Origin of the sequence: Paraburkholderia sp. UCT2, from assembly GCF_014397665.1 — a bacterium.
GTDB classification, from domain to species: Bacteria; Pseudomonadota; Gammaproteobacteria; order Burkholderiales; family Burkholderiaceae; genus Paraburkholderia; species Paraburkholderia tuberum.
On sequence record NZ_VZQO01000002.1, the window covers coordinates 233475 to 255548 of the forward strand.

General features: G+C 64.6%; 16 protein-coding genes and 1 pseudogene. 6 read left to right on the forward strand and 11 right to left on the reverse strand.

Annotated elements, in window-relative coordinates:
• Positions 1–163: 163 nt before the first annotated feature.
• Entirely contained in the window at positions 164–1579 is a 1416-nt protein-coding gene (gene glnA, locus F6X39_RS02720) for a type I glutamate--ammonia ligase (RefSeq protein ID WP_184022232.1), read from the reverse strand.
• Between the two features lie 454 nt (positions 1580–2033).
• On the opposite strand from glnA, the gene F6X39_RS02725 reads away from it, so the two are divergent.
• Entirely contained in the window at positions 2034–2498 is a 465-nt protein-coding gene (locus F6X39_RS02725) for a rhodanese-like domain-containing protein (protein WP_184022229.1), read from the forward strand.
• A gap of 237 nt (positions 2499–2735) precedes the next feature.
• Here F6X39_RS02725 and F6X39_RS02730 read toward each other — a convergent pair.
• The 5 genes and pseudogenes from F6X39_RS02730 to F6X39_RS02750 all read right to left on the reverse strand — a co-directional run.
• Positions 2736–3752, reverse strand: a pseudogene (locus F6X39_RS02730) (glycoside hydrolase domain-containing protein); the annotation flags it as partial.
• A 13-nt stretch (positions 3753–3765) separates the two neighbouring features.
• Positions 3766–4608 (reverse strand): competence/damage-inducible protein A, encoded by an 843-nt coding sequence (locus F6X39_RS02735; RefSeq protein WP_187615472.1) that lies wholly within the window; start codon positions 4606–4608, stop codon positions 3766–3768.
• Positions 4609–4627: 19 nt separating this feature from the next.
• Positions 4628–5461, reverse strand: a complete 834-nt coding sequence (locus tag F6X39_RS02740; RefSeq protein ID WP_184048089.1) for an EI24 domain-containing protein — start codon at positions 5459–5461, stop codon at positions 4628–4630.
• 197 nt (positions 5462–5658) lie between these two features.
• Complete coding sequence (locus F6X39_RS02745) at positions 5659–6657, reverse strand: sterol desaturase family protein (RefSeq protein WP_187615473.1); 999 nt, start codon at positions 6655–6657, stop codon at positions 5659–5661.
• Positions 6658–6747: 90 nt separating this feature from the next.
• On the reverse strand, positions 6748–7767 hold the full coding sequence (locus F6X39_RS02750) for a beta-propeller fold lactonase family protein (protein ID WP_187615474.1): 1020 nt from the start codon (positions 7765–7767) through the stop codon (positions 6748–6750).
• A gap of 580 nt (positions 7768–8347) precedes the next feature.
• On the opposite strand from F6X39_RS02750, the gene F6X39_RS02755 reads away from it, so the two are divergent.
• The gene (locus tag F6X39_RS02755; RefSeq protein ID WP_187615475.1) at positions 8348–10858 is read left to right on the forward strand and encodes a YadA family autotransporter adhesin; all 2511 of its coding nucleotides are present in this window, start codon (positions 8348–8350) and stop codon (positions 10856–10858) included.
• A gap of 149 nt (positions 10859–11007) precedes the next feature.
• On the opposite strand, the gene hrpA is transcribed toward F6X39_RS02755, so the two are convergent.
• The gene (gene hrpA / locus F6X39_RS02760; protein WP_262413116.1) at positions 11008–15030 is read right to left on the reverse strand and encodes an ATP-dependent RNA helicase HrpA; all 4023 of its coding nucleotides are present in this window, start codon (positions 15028–15030) and stop codon (positions 11008–11010) included.
• Between the two features lie 3 nt (positions 15031–15033).
• Here hrpA and F6X39_RS36485 point away from each other — a divergent pair, with 3 nt between their 5' ends.
• The 4 genes from F6X39_RS36485 to proP all read left to right on the forward strand — a co-directional run bounded on the left by F6X39_RS36485 (position 15034) and on the right by proP (position 19617).
• On the forward strand, positions 15034–15669 hold the full coding sequence (locus F6X39_RS36485; RefSeq protein ID WP_262413117.1) for a hypothetical protein: 636 nt from the start codon (positions 15034–15036) through the stop codon (positions 15667–15669).
• An 8-nt stretch (positions 15670–15677) separates the two neighbouring features.
• Positions 15678–17066: an amino-acid N-acetyltransferase gene (gene argA, locus F6X39_RS02770; protein ID WP_187615478.1), complete on the forward strand. Its 1389-nt coding sequence runs from the start codon at positions 15678–15680 to the stop codon at positions 17064–17066.
• 74 nt (positions 17067–17140) lie between these two features.
• Entirely contained in the window at positions 17141–17413 is a 273-nt protein-coding gene (locus F6X39_RS02775; protein WP_026225286.1) for an oxidative damage protection protein, read from the forward strand.
• Between the two features lie 734 nt (positions 17414–18147).
• Entirely contained in the window at positions 18148–19617 is a 1470-nt protein-coding gene (proP, locus tag F6X39_RS02780; protein WP_090800879.1) for a glycine betaine/L-proline transporter ProP, read from the forward strand.
• 66 nt (positions 19618–19683) lie between these two features.
• Here the strand turns inward: proP and F6X39_RS02785 are convergent, their stop codons facing one another.
• The 4 genes from F6X39_RS02785 to F6X39_RS02800 form a co-directional block, all read right to left on the reverse strand.
• Complete coding sequence (locus F6X39_RS02785) at positions 19684–20172, reverse strand: metallophosphoesterase family protein (protein WP_184022172.1); 489 nt, start codon at positions 20170–20172, stop codon at positions 19684–19686.
• Positions 20173–20180: 8 nt separating this feature from the next.
• The gene (locus F6X39_RS02790; protein WP_187615479.1) at positions 20181–20987 is read right to left on the reverse strand and encodes a hypothetical protein; all 807 of its coding nucleotides are present in this window, start codon (positions 20985–20987) and stop codon (positions 20181–20183) included.
• A 2-nt stretch (positions 20988–20989) separates the two neighbouring features.
• Positions 20990–21565 carry a TMEM175 family protein gene (locus F6X39_RS02795; protein ID WP_184022166.1) on the reverse strand — a complete coding sequence of 192 codons (576 nt, stop codon included), beginning with the start codon at positions 21563–21565 and terminating at the stop codon, positions 20990–20992.
• 144 nt (positions 21566–21709) lie between these two features.
• A complete protein-coding gene (locus F6X39_RS02800) occupies positions 21710–22063 on the reverse strand; it encodes a cupin domain-containing protein (protein WP_187615480.1) in 354 nt (117 codons plus the stop codon).
• Positions 22064–22074 lie beyond the last annotated feature (11 nt).

A 22074-nucleotide genomic window follows, 5' to 3' on the forward strand; every position in this document is an offset into this window, starting at 1 on the left:
GGAGTGCTGCTTTATTGTGCTTCACCGAATGCCGGGTTGCCCGCGCGCGGCCGGCCGTGCGTACGGTCTAACGAAAAAGGGACGGCGCCGCCGTCCCTTCGTGACCGATCGCGAGCGTCGGGCAAAGCGCTTCGCCGGGTGAAGGGCGAAGCGCCATGGCCGCTTACAGCGAGTAATACATTTCGAATTCGATCGGGTGCACCGACTGACGAAAACGCTGCAGTTCCGTCGTCTTCAGTTCGATGTACGCGTCGAGCATCGCATCCGTGAATACGCCGCCGCGCGTCAGGAACTCGCGGTCCGCGTCGAGCGAGTCGAGAGCCTGGTCGAGGCCCGCGCACACGGTCGGGATCTTTGCATCCTCTTCCGGTGGCAGGTCGTACAGGTTCTTGTCGGCGGCTTCGCCCGGGTGAATCTTGTTCTGCACGCCGTCCAGACCCGCCATCATCAGCGCGGAGAAGCACAGGTACGGATTCGCCAGCGGATCCGGGAAGCGCGTTTCGATACGGCGGCCCTTCGGGTTCGACACGTGCGGAATTCGGATCGATGCCGAACGGTTGCGAGCCGAGTAAGCGAGCTTGACCGGCGCTTCGAAGTGCGGCACGAGACGCTTGTACGAGTTCGTACCCGGATTCGTGATCGCGTTCAGCGCGCGAGCATGCTTGATGATGCCGCCGATGTAGAACAGCGCGAATTCCGACAGACCTGCGTAGCCATTGCCTGCGAACAGGTTCGTGCCGTCCTTCCAGATCGACTGGTGAACGTGCATGCCCGAACCGTTATCGCCGACGACCGGCTTCGGCATGAACGTTGCCGTCTTGCCGTACGTGTGCGCGACGTTTTGGATGATGTACTTCAGTTGCTGCGTCCAGTCGGCGCGCTGAACCAGCGTCGAGAACTTCGTGCCGATTTCATTCTGGCCCATGCCCCCCACTTCGTGGTGATGCACTTCGACCGGAATGCCGATCTGTTCGAGCAGCAGACACATTTCCGAACGGATGTCCTGGAACGAATCGACCGGCGCGACCGGGAAGTAGCCGCCCTTGGTGCCCGGACGGTGGCCGGTGTTACCGCCTTCGAATTCCTTCGCTGACGACCACGGTGCTTCTTCCGAACCGATCTTCACGAAGCAGCCCGACTGATCCGTGTTCCACTGGACCGAGTCGAAAATGAAGAATTCCGGTTCCGGACCGAAGTACGCGGTGTCGCCGAGGCCCGAGCTCTTCAGGTACGCTTCGGCGCGCTTCGCGAGCGAGCGCGGGTCGCGCTCGTAGCCCTTGCCGTCAGCCGGTTCGACGACGTCACAGGTCAGCACGAGGGTCGATTCTTCGTAGAACGGGTCGATGAAGGCCGTGTTCGCGTCCGGGACCAGCAACATGTCCGATGCTTCGATGCCCTTCCAGCCGGCAATCGACGATCCGTCAAACGCATGGCCGCTTTCGAACTTGTCTTCATCGAATGCCGACACCGGCACCGAAACGTGTTGTTCCTTGCCGCGCGTGTCGGTGAAACGGAAGTCGACAAACTTGACGTCTTCGTCCTTGACGAGTTGAATGACGTCGGCCACGGATTTACTCATAACCTATCTCCTGATTAACAATTTCGGCGGATTCAGCCGCCGCCCAATCTAGCTGACCCATCCCGGAACGTCCACTTATATGGCGTCGCGGGCGGAAAATTCTGCCGGGACAAATCGATCGGCACCAATAAAGCAGATAGTGTGCCACCTCTGGGCCTCGTATGGGCCAATCCGGCGCACACCATTGCGCCGCTTACGTTTGCCGGCCACGCACGAGGCGCGAGCAGCGTCGCAAACAAACGTGCGGGCATTGCAACGCACCAATTTCGCGCATTCACCGCTTTGGAAACGACGGTCCATACCATCTTGGTGCATTCAGCAGGAAATGCACCATATTTGCGCATCGAGGTTGGGACGGCGCCCGCGACTGCCTGGCGCCGTCCAGTCTACACAGGTCTGTGCGCTGCCTGCAGCGCGCTAGAATGATCATTTGGTCCGAAGGAGATTGACGCTCATGAGCACGCTCGAACAGCTTTACGCGAAGGCGGACGCCCGCCGCACCGAGAACCAACTGCCCTACGCGGGCGCGGTATCGCCGGCCGAGGCGTTCGAACTGCTGGAACTCGATCCGCGCACGCGTCTCGTCGACGTGCGTACCCGCGCCGAGCTCGACTGGGTCGGCCGGCCGGTGATCGGTGATGGCCAATACGCGCATGTCGAATGGACGCGCTATCCGGGCGCGGTGCCCAATCAGGAGTTCGTGCAGCAACTGGCGCAGGTCGCCTCGCCCGACACGCCGGTGCTGTTCCTGTGCCGCAGCGCCGCGCGCTCGAAGCTCGCCGCGATCGCCGCGACCCAGGCCGGCTTCACGAAGGCGTATGACCTGCTGGAAGGCTTCGAAGGCGACAAGGACGGCCAGGGGCATCGGAAGACAGTGTCGGGATGGTGTTTTCGCGGCTTGCCGTGGATCGGAGCCTGATGGCGCGTGGCGCACTGCCCGCATCTGCGGGAGCCCGTGGCGCGGCGCTGAAGCACGCCGATTGAAACGGTTCGCGCCGACCACGCATTGATTGCATCGTCGGCGCGGGTTGTGACACTGCGATGTCGCGGTTCGCGCCAACCTAACCCTCAGGCGCGGACCGCTTGTTTTGTCGAGCGCCGCGCGCGCGGCGCTCCATTGTGTTCAGGGCGCGGCCGAAATCCCGAACACATGCAAGGGCGCGTGGATACGCAGCGTCTTGCCGTTGCCCAGATGAACGGTGAGCGACGCAAACTGCGGAGTGCCAATCGCGAGATCGCCGACACCCGGTATCTCCGGATAAAGACCCAACGCCCCCCACACGTACCATCCCGACACCGCGCCGAGGTCGTCATTGCCGGGCAAACCGTTCGGCCCTGTGCCGAAGGCGCTCGCCATGATCTGCTGGACCACGTTCTGCGTGCCCGACGGCGAACCCGCCCAGTTATATAGCCACGGCACCTCGAAGGTCAGTTCGTCGCCCATATAGAAATTGGGCAGGCTCATCCCCGCGTTCAACACCGTAAAGAACGCGTTCAGGCGCGACACCGCCGCCGTGTTGCCGCCCAGTTGCGCAAACAGTCCGACCGGGTTGAACGGCACCATCCACGTGTACTGCCCGGCATTGCCTTCGACGTAGTTGTCGGTGCTGCTCTGCGTCTCCGCAATCCAGCTTCCGTCCGAGTTGCGCGCGGCGATCAGAGGCGGCGGCAGCGACGCGTTAAGCAGGTTCTGCCAATAGGCCGAGCGGCTCAGCAGCATCTTCGGGATCGTTGAATTGCCCAGTTGTCGTGTGCTTCAGCGCGCCCGAGGTATCGAACGCTCGCGCGCCGAATGCATAGGCGCCCGCCACGATCAGCGAGCCGGCGTCGCCGGGCATCACGCCATCCTCGACGTTGTCGTTGACCCGATGCGGAATCGCGCCGCACTGATCCGCATCGTTGACTAGCGACTGCGCCATATCGCTGGTTTCCCGAGGAAACAGCGTGGCTTTGAGCGCAATCAGCGAGCGGTAGATGTCCCAGCCCGAAAAGCTGGTGTACTGCGGTACTACGCCGCGTGGCCCGCGCTGACCGTATGGACCTGCTGGTCGAAGCCGATATATTGGCCGTTGGAATCGCTGAATACGCTCGGCGCCCACAGCGCGTGATAGAACGCCGTATAAAACTTCGTCAGCGCAGCCGTGTCCTGACTACTTACCTGAATCGTATTGAGGGTCCGCTCAGCTTCACGGCTTACCCGCGGCCGCCGCCGCCGCTGCCGCCGCTTCAGGCTCGATGATGTCGCCACCGAGCAGATGCACTCCCTCTCGCAGTTTCACGAACGCCGCGGCGACGGCTTCCGGTTCACCCTTCACACCCAGATCGATGTGATGCCGCGCATACACGCCGCCGCGCTCCGCATCCCCGACGCTCGGCAGACTGAACACCCGCACGCCCGGAAAATCGCGCTCGATTTTCTCCATCAGCGGCGTCACGCGCGACTCCGGCAACTCGAACACCAGCAGCGATTTTTCAGCGTGCGGCGTCGTGTGATGCAGATGCGCGTACTGCGTGTCGAGCACCCACTCGATCATCGGCCAAGCCATCACCGGGAAACCCGGCACGAAATGGTGTTGGCGGATCGAAAAGCCCGGAATCTTGTTGTAGCCGTTCGGAATGATGTCGGCGCCCTGCGGGTACGTGCCCATATTCAGGCGATGCCGGTTCTCGGGCGAGTTCAGATCGAGCGGCGCCGGCGAGTTCGCCGGATACATGTCGCGGATACGCTCCTGAATCAGCTTCGCGGCTTCCGGATGCAGCTCGAGCGGCACGCCGAGCGCGGCCGCCGCGCACTGGCGCGTGTGGTCGTCCGGTGTCGCACCGATACCGCCCGTCGAGAACACGATGTCGCCCGACGCGAACGTGCGCCGCAGCGTCGCCGTGATGCGCTCCGGATCGTCGCCGACGTACTCCGCCCAGCCGAGCGACAGCCCGCGCCCGCGGAGCAACTCGATGACCTTCGGCAGATGCTTGTCGACGCGTCTGCCCGAGAGGATTTCATCGCCGATGATGATGACGCCAAATGCCATTGCCGCCTCTTTCGTTTGATCAATAGGGAACCGGCGCGACCTCGCGCGCGCCACCAGGCGCTTCCGCCCGCATGCGCTGCAGCGCGCGCAGGCAGTAGTTGCCGAACCATAGCGCCGAGAACACGAGGATGAACGCGTAAATCCAGATCGTCACCGTCGTGATCACCGGGAACAGCACAATCAGCCATACCGACGACGCCCACAACAGCGTCGGCAGCGAACCTAGCAGGCCGCTCACGATACCGATCAGCAGCAACGGCAGCCGGTGGCGCCGCACCAGTTCGCGCCGCTCGTCGCGCGTCGCATGCAACGAGAGCGCGTCGTAGGTCATCACGCGATACGTGAGCCATCCCCACAGCAGCGGTGGAATCAACGCGAAGAACGGCGGCACGAGCCACAGCGGCAACGTGACGATCAGCAGCGCCAGACACAGCAGCGTGGTCCAGAGCGCCTGACCGAGGCTACCGTACCACGTTCCGCCGTGGCGCATCTCCAGCCCGGCGAACTGGCGGGCCGCGAGAAAGCGGATCACGGCCGGCATCGACAGCATGGCGATCAGCAGCAGCACCGTGACGACGATCAGCGGGATCGCCATCGCAATCACGATGAACGGCGCGATGACCGCGTGCAGCGTCGAAAAACCGAGCACGTCGAACAGATGATAAAGCGTGGCGGTGAAAGACCAATCGTCGAGCCAGGTGCGGGTCGCGCCGGTCAGCGTCTGCCAGAAGAACCACAGGAGTACGCCCCAGCCGACCGTCGCGACGATAAACGGTTTGAAGGTCAGCCAGAGCATGCGCGGATGCAACGCGCTTGCGAGTGCGCGCCCAAACGAGCGCAACAGATCATTCATGCGAGCCAGTGCCTGCGAACGAAACGATGGACGGGAGAATCGCGCCGCGCCCGGGCCAGGCATGCTGGGGCACTGGAGGGTGCGCTCGAACGTGCACAGCATAAACCAAGGGACGCGCCGCCGGCGGAAGTGAGCAGCGCGGCGGAGTGCGCGCTCGAATGGATCCGCAATGGACTCAGAACGGACTTTGAACCGACTCAAACGGCAGCGGTGTCGTTGCCGGGTGCGCGGCGCTTCGATACGAGGCGATGCGCGATGCGCACGAAGGCGAACCAGTGCTGCGCCCAGAATCCATCGCCATAGCGGCGGCCTTCGAGCTGATCGCTGATACCGGTCGGCTCCATGTCGCGGCTCCACGACACGCTGCGGAACAACATGTCCCACCACGGGAACAGCACGCCGAAATTGCAACCGTAATTGAGCCCTTCATGACCGTACCCGATCGCGTGGTGACGGCGGTGGAACGCCGGGCTGACGAGCAGCCGCTCGCCGAGCCAGCCGTAATACAGGCGGATGTTCGCGTGCTGCACGCTTTGCGCGAGATTCGTGATCGCAACCAGCACGACGAACTGCGACGGCGACACACCGATTGCGAGCGCGATCATCGCGAAGAACGACGCCTGCAGCAGATCGTCGAGCAGATGGTTGCGATCGTCGGACCACAGCGACATCTGCCGCTGACTATGGTGTACCGCATGCAGCTCCCACCACACGCCGAAGCGGTGCTGCCAGCGGTGATACCAGTAGCCGGCGAAATCGAGTACGAGCAGATACATGACGAACGTGACGAGCGGCTGCGTGGTCACGCCGGGCCACAGGTTGTCGAAGTTCAGGTTGGCGATGCCGTGCAGCCGCAGCCAGCCTTGCACGTTGTCGAAGAACGGTTGCAGCGCGAAGAAAAAGAACAGGTTCAGAATGCCGAGCTTGGCGATCCACGTGTACAGCACGTCGACGCGCACGGCCTTGCGGTTCTCCCATTGCTCGACCGGGCGCAGCGCCTCGAGCGGACGCAGGATCGCGTACATCGCGAGCACCTCGAGCACACCGACGATGACCCAGTACAGGCTGTCGTAGGTGTCCTCGTCGTAGTCCATCAGATTGAACCGGAACAGCAGCGGCTGCACCACGTCGACGTACAGCCACGTCTGCGCGGCTGAAACGAAGCTGTCGAGTGAGGAGAAAATCAGATGGAACATGATGCTGGCCTGTTACTTCATCCTTGGTGGCTCGTGGCGTCCTGGCTCTGCTCTGTTGCCCTCAGGCACTGTCGGGCGCCCTCAGGCCCCTCAAGCGCCGTTCGGCGCCGTCACCGGCGCGCGGTCGAAGAAATAGATGCCGTGCGGCGAGCGGCCCACCGCAATGGTCTGGATCAGCTTGCGCGTGTTGAGATCGATGATGCCAACGTGCTTCGCGAAGCGGAAGGTCACCCACAGATAGCGTTTGTCGGCGGAAAGTTCCATATCGTCCGGTCCCGGCATCAGGCCGGTGATGTCGCCGACGTTGGTGAGCGTGTCTTCGTCGATGATGCTGATCGTGCTAGCGACGCGGTTCGACACCGCGACATGCTTGCCGTCGGCGAGCGAGCGGAAATTGTGAGCGCCCTTGCCCGTGTGAATCGTCTTGACGACCTTCTGGTTGCGCCAGTCCACCACGGCGACGCAGTCCTCGCCGGTCATGCCGACGAGCAGGTACTTTTCCCCCGGCGTCATCCACAGACCCGCGGGCACCTTGCCGACCTTCATCTTCCATTTGACGGTTTGCGTGGGCAGGTCGATGGCGGCGAGTTCGCCCGAGATCTGCAGCGAGACGAACACCGTCTTGCTGTCATTCGAGAACGCCATGTGGCTCGGCATCACCGCGAGCGGCAGCCGTGAAGCCAGCGTCATCTGGTTTTTCGGGTTGTCGTAGTGATAGATGTCGAGTCGATCGAGCCGAAGTCCCGTAGTGACGAGCCACTTGCGATCAGGCGAAAAACCGATCTGATAGGGATCTTCGATGTTCTCGGCCCAGCGCTGTAACTGCCCCGTCTTCGGATCGACGAACATCAGGCTGTTCGACACCGAATTGGCGACGATCAGCGAGGAATTGTCCGGCGTGGCCATCAGGTGATGCGGTTCCTTGCCCGTGGGCACGGTGCCGATGACCTGGCGGCTGTTCTCGTCGATCAGGCTCAGCGTGGCCTCGCCGGAATTGAGCACGATCACGTTATTGGCGTGCGCCGCCGGAGAAAAAAAGCCTGCGGCGGCGACCAGCACCGCGGTCGCGGCGAACGTGGCACTCAATCCGGGAAGAAAAAATTTACGCATGAAAACTCGCTTCGGAGAACAACGGTCATTGTAGAACGTTTGCCGGTCCGGGCGGTTGACGTAAGTCACTGGCGACGACCGAAAAATGATGGGTGCGATGAAGCGCGACCGCGTGCGGGGGGTTTCGTCTGCCACGTCCGGTTTGATGCTCGCGCCGCGGGTTTTCGAGTGAGGAATCAATGTGCTCTCCCTGTCAGGGTCAATCATGCATCAGCCACACGTTAAAATCGCGCAAATGATTAGCGGGAGCAATAAGAATACTCCTCTTTCCTTATCAATAAAAACCTAGCCGTACTAATATATTTTTTAGCCCGATTGAATTTCGGAGTTTGCTGATATCTGAATTGCACGCGGACACCGGAGAATTCTCCATACGCGCCGCCCCGGTTGCGCCTCCCCCATGAATCCCGAGCGTACATCGCCGGGCTGGCGCGCGCTCGGCCAAATAACGCAAGCCTTACCAATGACCGGCGTTTTTGTATTTTCAATATTTTCAAACCCACCAGGCAATAACTTCACGTCAAAGTCGGAATACGCGCTGCGTGCCACTAACCACAATAATGCGGAGGATTTTTAATTGATGAACAAGAATATTTCGATAATTCGCCATACCACGTCTCAAATAAAAGTCGCAGCGCCGCGAACTGCCTGCCTGCAAACACACCGTGCTTCCGCGCGCCAGAAAAGCATCGCACGGGCGGTTCGAAGTACCGCGGGTGTTGCAATAGCGGCGGCGGCCCTTTACGTCACGGAAGCGACAGGCGCCGGCGTCGATTCCGTCGAGGTAGGCACGGCCAGCGCGCCCGGCGACATCGCGGTCGCGATAGGTGCACAGGCCACCGCAAGCGGCGACTCATCGCTGGCGGTCGGCTCGCAGGCGAACGCGCAAAACGACGGCACGATCGCGGTAGGGGCGAACGCCACGGCGCAGGGCGATAGCGCCGTCGCCATGGGCCTCTCCTCTTCCGCACAAGGCGAAGGCGCGAGCGCCTTCGGGCCTTATGCGAATGCGCAAGCGGAACGCGCGACCGCGCTCGGTCTGAACGCGTCGGCGCTTGGCGTCGACTCGGTCGCAGCGGGCTCCGGTTCAATAGCGGCGGACTCGGCCGCCTCCGCGTTTGGCTCCCTATCCACGGCAACCAGCGTCGGATCGACCGCGCTCGGCTATGTCGCGCAGGCCGGAGGCGCCAACTCGCTCGCCGCCGGAGCATGGGCCTCGGCGCTCGCGGACTCGAGCGTCGCGCTTGGCAGTAATGCCGTCGTCAGCGGCGTCGGCGCCATCGCCCTCGGCGTTGCCGCGCAGGCACGCGGCGCCTACGCCAGCGCAATCGGCTTCGGCGCAACGGCCGCGGGAGCCGGCGCGATCGCGCTCGGCAGCAACGCAAACGCGAGCGCCGACAATAGCGTCGCGCTAGGCGCCAACGCCAGCACCGCGACGGACCTGTCGCAAAGCGCGTTTGTGCCCGTGGGAACGGGTGCCACCCCGATCGCGGCCTCCAGCGCGACGGGCGAAGTCTCGCTCGGCTCGGCGAACAACGAGCGTCGCCTGACCAACGTCGCCGCGGGCGCCGCGCCCACCGACGCGGTCAACGTGAGCCAGTTGAGCGCGGTCGACAACAAGGTCGATGCACTCGCTCAAAGCAGCGCGCTGCATTACTTCAGCGCTGCTGACCCGGTCGACGGCTCCAACGAGGCGCTCGCAGACGGCACGCACGCGCTTGCCGCGGGCAGCAACGCCAGCGCTATGGGCAGCAACGCAACCGCATTCGGCACCAGCGCCAGCGCCAGCGCAACCGACTCGACCGCGATCGGCGCGGGCGCCGTCGCCGGCACGGCCGACGCGACCTCGCTGGGCGCATCAGCGTCGGCCTACGGCTCCGGTGCGACGGCGCTCGGCTCCAACGCCACGGCGAACGGCGCCGGCGCCCTCGCGCTCGGCTCCGGTGCCAGCGCAGCCGCCGACAACGCACTTTCGCTCGGATCTAACTCGAGCGCGCTAGTTGCAAACTCCGTCGCGCTCGGCCAGGGCTCGATCGCCGATCGCGCGGGTACCGTGTCGGTCGGTTCAACGGGCAACGAGCGCCAGATCACCAACGTCGCGGCTGGCACCGCCGACACCGATGCGGTCAACGTCGCCCAGCTGAAAGCGGTGAGCGACCAGAGCAGCGCGACCGCAGCGAAGCTCGACGGCGCGGTCATGTACGACACGAACGCCGACGGCAGCATCAACCGGAACAGCGTTACGCTCGGCGGCGATACCACGGAGGGCACCGTCATCCACAACGTCGCGGACGGCGTACAGGCGTCCGACGCGGTCAACCTCGGTCAGCTGAACGCGGCGCTCGAAGGCGCGATCAATAACGCGACGATCGGCACGGCCGACGCGTTGTTCAGCGCGGCAGGCGATAGCGCGACTGAGAGCGCGCAGGCGTCCGGCGCGCACGCGATTGCGGCCGGGGCGAACGCGCGGGCGAGCGGCGTCAACACGGTCGCCGAGGGTGCGAACGCAGAGGCGGCCGGCACGAACGCGATTGCCGTCGGAGCGAATGCACAAGCAAGCGGCGCCAACGCGGCAAGCATCGGAGCGAACGCCATCGCCAGCGGCAACAACGCGACGGCGGTCGGTGCCGCGGCCAGCGCGAGCGCCGACAACGCGGTGGCGTTAGGCCAGGGCTCCGTCGCCGACCGAGCGAACACGGTATCGGTTGGCGCGGCGGGCCAGGAACGCCAGATCGCCAACGTCGCGGCCGGCGTACGAGGCACCGACGCGGTCAACGTCAATCAGTTGCAGCAAAGCGTGAGCGGCGCGATCAGCGCGTCGAATCGCTATACGGACGACCAGATCCGCTCAGCCCGTCGGGACAGCTACGGGGGCACGGCATCGGCGCTCGCGATGGCAGCTTTGCCACAAGCGGTCCTGCCGGGACACGGCATGGTCGCCATGGCGGGTGGCACGTACGGTGGTCAATCTGCGCTCGCAATCAGCGTGTCTCAGTTGTCGGACACCGGCAAATGGATCTACAAGGTCCAAGGCAGCACCGACTCTCGCCGACAGTTCGGCGCATCGATCGGCGCGGGGATGCATTGGTGAAATCAGCTCGAGTGAACGTATCGGACCGAGTCCGGCCGCGACGGCGCTCAGAGGACGCTCGGTGTGCCCCGCGCGCACCGGTGCGCGGGCCCGCTCATCGGCCGCGGTGCACACCCAGTGTCCAGCGTCCGCGAGCGAGCGCCCTGGCTTTAGCGCTGCATCGACTCCCACACCTTGTGCAGGCGCTTCACCGAAACCGGCATCGGGGTGCGCAACTCCTGCGCAAACAGCGAGATGCGCAATTCTTCGAGCAGCCAGCGGAATTCCGCAAGCCGCGGATCCACGACGCCGCCGCGCTGCGACACCGCGCGCAGATAGTGCTGCAGCAGCGGCTGGAATTCGGCGAACTGGCGCGCGTCGCGTATGGCGTCCGCGCGCAGCTTGTCGATACGCAGCGCCATCCCCTTCAGATAACGCGGGAAATGTGCGAGTTGGGCATACGGCGTATCGACGACAAAACGCTTGCCGATCAGCGCATCGAGCTGATTCTGCAGATCGGTGTACGCGGCCGCGAATGGCTTCGCCTGCAGGAGCTTCTTCGTCAGGCTCGTGTATTCGCCAAGAATCTGACCGACCAGCCGCGAAATTTCCTGCGCGAGCAACGTGAGGCGGCTACGCCCTTCGTCGCGGCGGACATGGAAGCTCGCATCGTCGTCGGGCAGCGGATCCTGCAGACACGCGCGGTCGAGTGCGGTGTCGACCAGCTGATCGCGCAGTTCCTCCTGCGTGCCGCGCGGCATGAACTGCATGGCCATTTCGCGCAGGCCCGGCAGATTCTTCTCCAGATACTTGATCGGCTCCTTCAACTGCAGCGCGAAGAGCCGACGCAAGCCCGCCCGATGAATCCGCGCGGCTTCTTCCGGCGAATCGAACACCTCGACGTCGCAATGGGTGCCACGGTCCACGAGCGCCGGGTAGCCAAACAGCGTCTGACCACCACGGCGAATTTCGAGCAACTCGGGCAACTTGCCGAAATTCCACGTGGTCAGGTTTTCATAGAGCGCGGTGGCTGGTGCGCCTTCGGGTGTCGCGGGTTGCGGCGCGGCCGCGCCCTTGCCGCGCGACGCGCCACTCTGAGCCAAATCTGGAGAGCGTGCAGGTGCCGCAACACCGCCGCCGCCCGCGTCGGCCAAGGCGGCGCCCGCCGCGCCCGAAACGAGCTTCTGGAAATGCTGCTGCGCCTGAGCGCCGAGCTCGGCGCGCAGTTGCGACAAATTGCGCCCCATCGCGAGCTGCCGGCCATGTTCGTCGATGACCTTGAAGTTCATGAACAGATGCGCGGGCAGCGTCTCGAGCTTGAAGTCGGACTGCTTCATCGTGACCTGGGTCTGCTCGCGCAGGTCGGCGATCAGCGCCTCGAGCAAGCCTCCTCCTCCGAAGCGCTGTGCGCCGTGCCGTTCGGCGAAGCCCGCCGCGTACTCGGGGAGCGGCACGCAATGCCGACGCAGCTTTTGCGGCAGCGACTTCAGCAGCATCTGCGCCTTTTCTTTCAGCATCCCGGGCACGAGCCACTCACAGCGGCGCGCGTCGACCTGGTTCAGCGCGTACAGCGGCACTGCGAGCGTCACGCCGTCGCGCGGCGTGCCCGGCTCGAAGTGATAGGTCAGCGCCATCTCGATGCCCGCCATCGTCAGCCGCTTAGGGAACAGATCCGTCGTGACACCCGCCGCCTCGTGCCGCATCAGATCGTCTCGGGACAAATACAACAGCCGCAGCTTGTCCTCCGCCTGGCCGCTCTTTTCGACCTCGTCGCGATACCAGCGCTCGAACGCGGCGCCGGTATGGATGCCGTCCGGCAGCGCCTGATCGTAGAACGCGTAGATCAATTCGTCGTCGACCAGCACGTCCTGGCGGCGCGACTTGTGCTCGAGCTGCTCGATGTCGGCGAGCAACTTGCGGTTGTGCGCGAAGAACGCAAGCTTCGTGTCGAACTCCCCTTCAACAAGCGCACCGCGAATGAACAGCTCGCGCGCCCGCGCCGGGTCCTGCTTGCCGAATGCGACGCGCCGCCGGTGATAGATCGGCAGGCCGTACAGCATCGCGCGCTCGAACGCGGACACCTGCGCCGCGCGCTTTTCCCAATGCGGCTCGGACAACGACTTCTTGAGCAGATGCGCGCCGACCTTCTCGACCCACTCCGGCTCGATTTTCGCGATACAGCGCGCGTACAGACGGCTCGTTTCGACGAGCTCGGCGGCCATCACCCACTTGCCTGCCTTTTTCACGAGCGCCGAGCCGGGCCACAAATAGAACTTGATGCCGCGCGCGCCGAGGTAGTACGGCTCGTCGTCGGCTTTCAGGCCGATGTTGCCGAGCAGACCGGTCAGCAGCGCCAGATGGATCTGCTCGAATGTTGCCTCCGCTTCGTTCAGCCGCCAGCCGTGCTCGCGCACCACCGTCAGCAGCTGCGAGTGGACGTCGCGCCATTCGCGCAGCCGCAGTTGCGACAGGAAGTTCTTGCGGCAGTCGTCCTGCAGTTGCCGGTTCGATTTCTTGTGCGCGATCGCTTCGTCGAACCAGTTCCAGATCTTCAGCCACTGCAGGAATTCGGAGCGCTCGTCGGCGAACCGGCGATGCGCCTGGTCCGCCTGCTCCTGCGCTTCGATCGGGCGATCGCGCGGGTCCTGCACGGACAGCGCACTCGCGATGATCAGCACTTCCTTCAGCGCCTGCTGGTCGCGCGCGGCGAGGATCATGCGGCCGACGCGCGGATCGAGCGGCAGGCGCGCGAGTTCGCGGCCGAGCGGCGTCAGGTGGGTGTCGTCGTCGACGGCGCCGAGCTCGTTGAGCAACTGGTAGCCATCGGAAATCGCACGGCCCGGCGGCGGTTCAATAAACGGGAAGGTTTCGATCGCCGTCAGATGCAGCGACTTCATGCGCAGAATCACCGAAGCAAGCGACGAGCGCAGAATTTCCGGATCGGTGAAGCGCGCGCGGCCCTGGAAGTCGCTGTCCTCATACAGACGAATGCAGATGCCATCGGCGACCCGACCGCAACGCCCCGCGCGCTGGTTCGCGGCGGCTTGCGAAATCGACTCGACCTGCAATTGCTCAACCTTGTTGCGATACGAGTAGCGCTTCACGCGCGCAAGGCCGGTGTCGACCACGTAGCGGATGCCGGGTACCGTCAGCGAAGTTTCGGCGACGTTGGTCGCGAGCACGATGCGGCGCGCGTTCGACGCGCGGAACACGCGCTCCTGCTCGGCGGCCGAGAGCCGCGCGAACAGCGGCAGGATCTCCGTGTGGGGCGGATGATGTTTGCGCAGCGCCTCGGCGGCGTCGCGAATCTCGCGCTCGCCGGGCAGGAATACCAGTACGTCGCCGGGGCCTTCGCGGCACAGTTCGTCGACAGCGTCGACGATCGCCTCCATCAGATCACGATCAGTCTCGCGCTGCGTCTTCGGGCGCTCGCGGCCAGACGAGGTTGCACCCGAGGTCCCTTGCGCCGCCTTGACCGCCGGGCTGTCCTCGACGACCGGACGGTAACGTACCTCGACCGGATACATCCGGCCGCTCACTTCGATCACCGGCGCGGGTTTGTCGTCGCTGCCGAAATGACGCGCAAAACGGTCGGCGTCGATCGTCGCCGAGGTGACGATCAGCTTCAGGTCGGGACGCTTGGGAAGAATCTCCTTCAGGTAGCCGAGCAGAAAATCGATGTTGAGGCTGCGCTCGTGTGCTTCGTCGATGATCAGCGTGTCGTAGGCTTTCAGCAGCGGATCGGTCTGCGTTTCCGCAAGCAGAATGCCGTCGGTCATCAGCTTGACCGATGCGCCCGGCGCGAGGTTGTCGTTGAAGCGCACCTTATAGCCGACCACTTCGCCGAACCGCGTGCCGAGTTCCTCGGCGATACGGCGCCCGGTCGCCGACGCGGCGATCCGGCGCGGCTGCGTATGGCCGATCAGACCATTGCCGCCGGCACCGAGACCACGGCCAAGCGCGAGGCAGATTTTCGGCAACTGCGTGGTCTTGCCCGAGCCGGTTTCGCCCGACACGATCACGACCTGATTCTGCGCGATCGCCCGCGCGATCTCGTCGCGACGACCGGAGACAGGAAGCGCTTCGGGGAACGTGACCGGTGGAATCGGATTCGGCTCGACGACCCGCGGCGGCCGCGCTTCGCGCGGCGCGCGAGGTTCCTTGCGCGGCTCGCCCGATTGTTTGTCGCGCAATCCGTGACGTTGCTCGCCGCGGGTCGATCCGCGTTGCTCGCTACGTGGCCCGCGATCTCCCTGTTCGTTGCGAGACGCACGACGCTGTTCAACGCGAGGCGTGTCCGAGCGCGCGTCGCGGATTTCATTGCGCTGCTCGCTTTGCCGCGCATCACCTCCCTCGTCGAGAGCCTGCTGGCCATGATCACCGCGAGGCGCGGCCGAAGGCGTATTGCGGCGATCGCCTTGCGGCCCGCTTTGCGGCACATCGCTCTGCTGCTCACGGGCCGCGTTATGAAGTGCAGTACGGAATTGGCCAAGCTGCTCGCTCAACGAAGCGCCACGTTGCTCGTCACGAGCCCCACCGCCCCGCTTCGCACCAGACGCGTCATCCGATTCATCGCGGGATTCACCGCGCCGTTCGTCACGCGCGCCAGCGTGCTCTTCGCGACCTTTTCGACCTGCACCGCCCCCTTCAGGCGGCACCTTTCGCGCAGACGCGCCCGCCCCCCGACGCGCGTCACGCGCCTGATCGGGTTTCGCATCCTGCGCTGGGCGGCGCATCGTGTCGCCGGGGTTGGCCGGCTCGCCGGCCGACGCCGGTTTCTCGTTCGCCCCAGCGGGACTTTTGGGTACATTCGACATGGGGGCGCATTATAATCCCCGGCATGAATTCCCAAACCGACCTCGTCCCCGCGCCCGCGAGCGTCCTGGCCCCCGCCGACTCGCCGGAAACCCTCGCCCAGCACGCGCAATTCGTCGACTGGATGCGTTCCGTCGCCCCGTATATCCACGCGTTCCGAAACAAGACATTCGTCGTGGGTTTCGGCGGCGAAGTGGTGCATCAGGGGCTGCTGAATGCGCTCGTGTCCGACATCGCGCTGCTGCAGGCAATGGGCATCCAGATCGTGCTCGTGCATGGCTCGCGCCCGCAGGTCGAGGAGCAGATGAGCCTGCACGGCGTCGAATCGGAGTTTTCACACGGCATGCGCATCACCGACGCGCGCGCGCTCGAGTCCGCGAAGGAGGCGGCCGGCGAAGTGCGTCTCGACATCGAAGCCGCGATCAGCCAGGGTCTGCCGAACACGCCAATGGCGCACGCGCACATCAGCGTCGTATCGGGCAACTTCGTCACGGCGCGCCCCGTCGGCATTCTGGACGGCGTCGACTTCCAGCACACGGGCCTCGTGCGCAAGATCGACGCGGATTCGATCCGACACTCGCTTGCGAGCCGCAAGCTCGTGCTGCTGTCGCCGCTCGGCTTCTCGCCCACCGGTGAGGCATTCAATCTGTCGATGGAAGACGTGGCCTCGGCCGCGGCGATCGCGCTGCGCGCCGACAAGATCGTGTTCCTGACCGAAACGCCGGGCCTGATGGAAACCGGCGAAAGCGGCACCGAGCTGATCCGCGAACTGTCGCTCGACGACGCCTACAAGCTGCACGAAAGCGGCGAAGTGACCGGCGACGCCGCGTTCTACCTGAAGCATTCGATCCGCGGCTGCCGCGGCGGCGTGCCGCGTGCGCACATCATCCCGTACGCGCTCGACGGCAGCCTGCTGCTCGAACTGTTCCTGCACGATGGCGTCGGCACGATGATTTCGTACGAGAACCTCGAAAGCCTGCGCGAAGCAACGCCGGACGACGTCGGCGGCATTCTCGCGCTGATCGAGCCGCTCGAAACAGACGGCACGCTGGTACGGCGCGGCCGTCACCAGATCGAACGCGATATCGACCATTTCTCGGTGATCGAGCACGACGGCGTGCTGTTCGGCTGCGCGGCGCTGTATCCGTATCCGCAGGAGCGCATCGGCGAAATGGCGTGCCTGACCGTCGCGCCCGAAGCTCAAGGCACCGGCGACGGCGAGCGCCTGCTCAAGCGCATCGAACAGCGCGCGCGGGCACGCGGCCTCACGCGCATTTTCGTGCTCACCACGCGCACCGAACACTGGTTCCTGAAGCGCGGCTTCGTCAAGGTTACGGTCGACGACTTGCCCGAAGACCGCCGCCGACTCTATAACTGGCAGCGCAAATCGCTCGTGCTGATGAAACAGCTTTGAGTACTTCGTGATCGCCCCCATCTGATCCGAACCGGCGTCTGCCCGCCCCACATCGATTACAGGAGAAGCACAGCATGACTCGTATGGTTCAATGCGCGAAGCTCGGCAAGGAAGCCGAAGGCCTCGATTTCCCGCCGCTGCCGGGCGAACTCGGCAAGCGGATCTACGAAAGTATCTCGAAGGAAGCCTGGCAGAGCTGGTTGAAGCAGCAGACCATGTTGATCAACGAAAACCGCCTGAACATGGCCGATCCGCGCGCGCGGCAGTATCTGATGAAGCAGACCGAAAAGTTCTTCTTCGGCGAAGGCGCGGATACCGCGTCGGGCTACGTGCCGCCGTCAGCCTGAGCTTGCCTCGTCCGGGACGACACAACGTGTCGCCCGAACCGGATGAACGCACGCCCACAATCCGCGCCGCGAGCGCGGATTTTTTTCGCACCAACATCGGCCGCGCATCGCGCCCGCCGCTCGCATCGTCTTCGCCTCAAAAAGCGCTCGCCAATGTTCTAAGCGGTCCGTTTTTCAGGGCCGTTCCGACCCCGCCAAATCTCCCGTCCCGCAACGGATCGAGTCACATTGGCGGCCCTACCTCGCACCGCCGATTTGCATGATCCTCTGGCATCGTGCTAACATGTGCCCTCGTTTCAGCCGCAATTCACCTTCATTCGTGTTCTTTCAAGTTGGTTCATCGTGTGTTTTTCCGCGCACGCGCCATCCTGAATTGAACTGTTTTTAAACAAGAAGGCTCGTCGGTCGTTTCCCCGCCTAAAGCGGAAAATTCAAGACCGGCCTTTTTCGTTTCAAGCCTTCAGTGGCGCATGGGTCAGTTTCCCGCCAGCCCCGCGTCCCTCATGCATCTGCCCCCCTTCCACGGCCACGCAGGTGCAACAGTCAGCACAATCTAGTCGAGTGTTTTTTCGCGAACTTACCGCGAGGCACGGGCGTTTGCTTCTTTTCGCCATCCGTTGCGCCGCCGGATAACCGGTGCCGCGAATAGCCTCGCCTTGCTCACGAAATTACACTTCCCAGCAACCGTGGCGGAACGCATCACGAGTTTCGTCGCAGTCATTGGAGTTTCAACCTTGACCGCTTCCAGCAACGGCTTCTGGCGACATCACAAACCGGAACAGCGTCTTTCCCTCGACGACATCACCGTCGTCGATCACTCCCTCCTGAAACGGGCCGTCGGCGCCATGGCGCTCGGCAACGCGATGGAATGGTTCGATTTCGGCGTATACAGCTACATCGCGGTCACGCTCGGCAAGGTGTTCTTCCCCTCGTCGAGCCCATCGGCGCAACTCATTGCGACCTTCGGCACGTTTGCCGCGGCGTTTCTCGTGCGGCCGATCGGCGGCATGGTATTCGGGCCGCTCGGTGACCGCATCGGCCGTCAGCGCGTGCTGGCAATGACGATGATCATGATGGCCGCGGGCACCTTCGCGATCGGCCTGATCCCCAACTACGCGACGATCGGCATTCTCGCGCCGGCGCTGTTGCTGCTTGCGCGCCTCGTGCAGGGTTTCTCGACCGGCGGCGAATACGGCGGCGCCGCGACCTTCATCGCCGAATTCTCGACCGACAAGCGCCGCGGCTTCATGGGCAGCTTTCTCGAGTTCGGCACGCTGATCGGCTACGTGCTCGGCGCGGGCACGGTCGCGCTGCTGACGGCGACGCTGTCGAACGACGCGCTGCTGTCCTGGGGCTGGCGCGTACCGTTCCTGATCGCCGGACCGCTCGGCCTGGTGGGTCTCTACATCCGCATGAAGCTCGAGGAAACGCCCGCGTTCAAGAAACAGGCCGAAGAGCGCGAAGCCGAGGACCGCGCGCTGCCCAGCCAGTCGCTGCGCCAGCTGCTCGTGCAGCAGTGGAAGCCGCTGCTGCTGTGTGTCGGCCTCGTGCTGATTTTCAACGTGACCGACTATATGGCGCTGTCGTATCTGCCGAGCTACCTGTCCGCCACGCTGCACTTCAACGAAACGCACGGTCTGTTCCTCGTGCTGCTCGTGATGATCCTGATGATGCCGATGACGCTCGCCGCCGGCCGTCTGTCCGATGCGATCGGCCGCAAGCCCGTGATGCTGCTCGGCTGCGTCGGTCTGTTCGCGCTGTCGATTCCCGCGCTGCTGCTGATTCGGATGGGCACGGTGCTGCCCGTGTTCGGCGGTCTGATGATTCTCGGCGTGCTGCTGTCGTGCTTCACCGGGGTGATGCCGTCGGCGCTGCCGGCGCTGTTCCCGACCCGGATCCGCTACGGTGCGCTCGCGATCGGCTTCAATATCTCGGTGTCGCTGTTCGGCGGCACGACGCCGCTCGTGACCGCATGGCTCGTCGACCGGACCGGCAATCTGATGATGCCCGCGTACTACCTGATGGGCGCATCGCTGATCGGCATCGTGTCGGTACTCGCGCTGCGCGAAACCGCGCGCAAGCCGCTGCTCGGCTCGGGTCCGTGCGTCGCGACGCGCGCTGAAGCGCACGCGGTACTGCGCGGTGAGCGCGAGGCCGAGGAGATGGATGAACGGTTCGCGGCGGCCGCGACCGCGCGTGCCTGACCTGCGCAGTCATCACGTCAGGCGTAGTTTCTGAAGCGGGCCGGCGACATTCGCCGGCCCGCTTTTTTACGTCAGCAGCGAATCGAACGTCGCGCCAACCTGCGCGCCTTCGACGGTCAGCGTGCCCGCGCACACCGGCAGCCTGAAGCGCCGCGGCCCCGCGCTGCCAGGATTGACGTACAGCACGCCGTCGCGCTCGGCGATCGACGGCTTGTGCGAGTGGCCGCTCACCACGACGCGAATGCCATCGTGCTGCGGCACGCAGCCCAGCTCGGCGATGTCGTGCACGACCAGAATCGTCACCTGCTGGATCGTCAGCCGCGCATGCGTCGGTAGAGACGCGGCCCAGTCACCGGTATCGTTGTTGCCGCGCACCGCGGTCAGCGGCGCGATCCGCGCGAGCGCGTCGAGCACGTCCGGGTTGCAGATATCGCCCGCGTGAATGATCGCGTCGCAGCCGTCGAGATAGCGCAACGCTTCGGGACGCACGAGGTTGTGCGTATCCGAGATGAGCCCGATGCGGGTAGCGGTCGAAGGTGAGCGATGTGAAGCCATGCGCAGTCTCACTCGGTCTGCGGCTGCGCCAACTCTCGCGCCGCCGCCTGAGCACGGCGCTGCCCGGCCAGCATGCGCCGCGTCAACCCCTGCACGACGACCGACACCACCGCCGCGCACGCAAACCCCGTCGCCACACCGTACTGCGGCAGCAGCATCGCCGTCACCGCGAAGAACGCCGCGAACGAGCCGCGCCCGACCACCATGCCGCGCATCAAGAGCGCCACGAAGTCCGCGCCATGCGCACGCTGCGCCGACACCGCGAGCACGATGCCGAGCAGCGGAAACACCGACACCACGCCACTCCACGCGGCGCCCATCGATGCCGAGGCGGCCGTCACCGCGAGCGTCAGCAATGCGCCCGCGAGCATCCGCACAGCCAGATCCGCGCGCCCGACGCGCGCCGCCGGCACATGGCCCGTCGCGCGCGGCAAGCAGCTCTGCGACACCGCGACGGCCGCGCACGCCGCCGCCAGCGCCCACCCAAGCGAGCCGGGCATCCGCACGATCAGCAGTCCCGCGCCGAGCCAGCCGGCCATGCCCGCGACCAGTGCGAGCGGCCAGTCGAAGCGTAGGCAGCTCCATCCATAAGCAAGATTGAATGCCTCGGATGCGGCGATCGCCGCAACCGACGCCGCCGACGCCTGCGCCGCGAACGCCGGCCCGCGCTCGACTGCGAGCAGCAGCATGATCGGGCCGGCGACGACCGGCAGTCCCGCGAGCCATCCCGCGACCGACGGCCCCCAGACGCGCGCGGCCGCCGTCAGCGCGGCGAGAAAGGCCGGCACCAGCACGAGCTTCAGCGCGAGCAGCATGCTCAGGCCTCCAGCACGTGTTCGATGCGACGGTCCGGTACGAACCACCATGCGGCGGCGAGCGCGTACAGCACGGCCGACGCCCACGGCACGACGAACGCGAGCCCGATGCCGGTCAGGTAAATGACGACGGAGACCTTGCCCTTGAAGTCGTTGCCGAGCGCCTTGGCCAGCGTCGAGTCGTGTCCATGCTGCGAAATCAGCGTGCGCGTCAGGATGAAATACGCGATCGCCGCCATGAACAGCACGATGCCATACATCGCGGTCGGCCACGCGGCCAGATGGTTTTCGCCGACCCAGTGCGTCACGGCCGGCAAGAGGGATAGCCAGAACAGCAGATGCAGGTTCGCCCACAACACCTTGCCGTTGACCTTCTGCACCGCATGGAACATGTGATGGTGATTGTTCCAGTAAATGCCGACGTAGACGAAGCTCAGCACGTATGCGCAGAACACCGGTACGACCGGGCGCAGCGCCGCGAGATCGTGTCCTTCGGGCACCTTCAGCTCGAGCACCATGATCGTGATGATGATGGCGATTACGCCATCGCTGAAGGCTTCGACGCGTCCCTTGCCCATGCGAATCCCGAAGATCAATGCGGTGGGGCGCACAGCCCGCCTTCGCGTTGCGCGCGGGCCGCGCCGCTGCCGATTATCGGTGATGATGTGAGGATTTGTCGATGCGCGAGAGCCGGCCGCGCGGATGGCTCGATCCGCCGCGGCTCACGGGTAATGGACGGCGAGCCACACGCTCGGCTCGGTGTCGCTCGTCCATGCGACGCGGTGGCGGCAATGCGCCTCGATCAGCACGTGATCGCCGGGCTTCATCGGATGCGGCTGGGGGTCGTTGTCGAATTCGAGCATCGCCGCGCCGGTGAGCAGCACGACCCATTCGGCGCGCGGGCTGTCGTACCAGAAGCCGGGCGGACTCGCCTGCCCGGTCGAGACGATCCGCTCGATCGTCACGCCGCCCCGCTCGACGAGCGCGTCGACCTGCTCCTCGGGCGTCGTCCCCGACTGCGCGACGATGTCGAAAAGATTGCCGCTGTTACGTGCGGGTTTGAGCGGGCTTGTCATCAGCGTGTCGC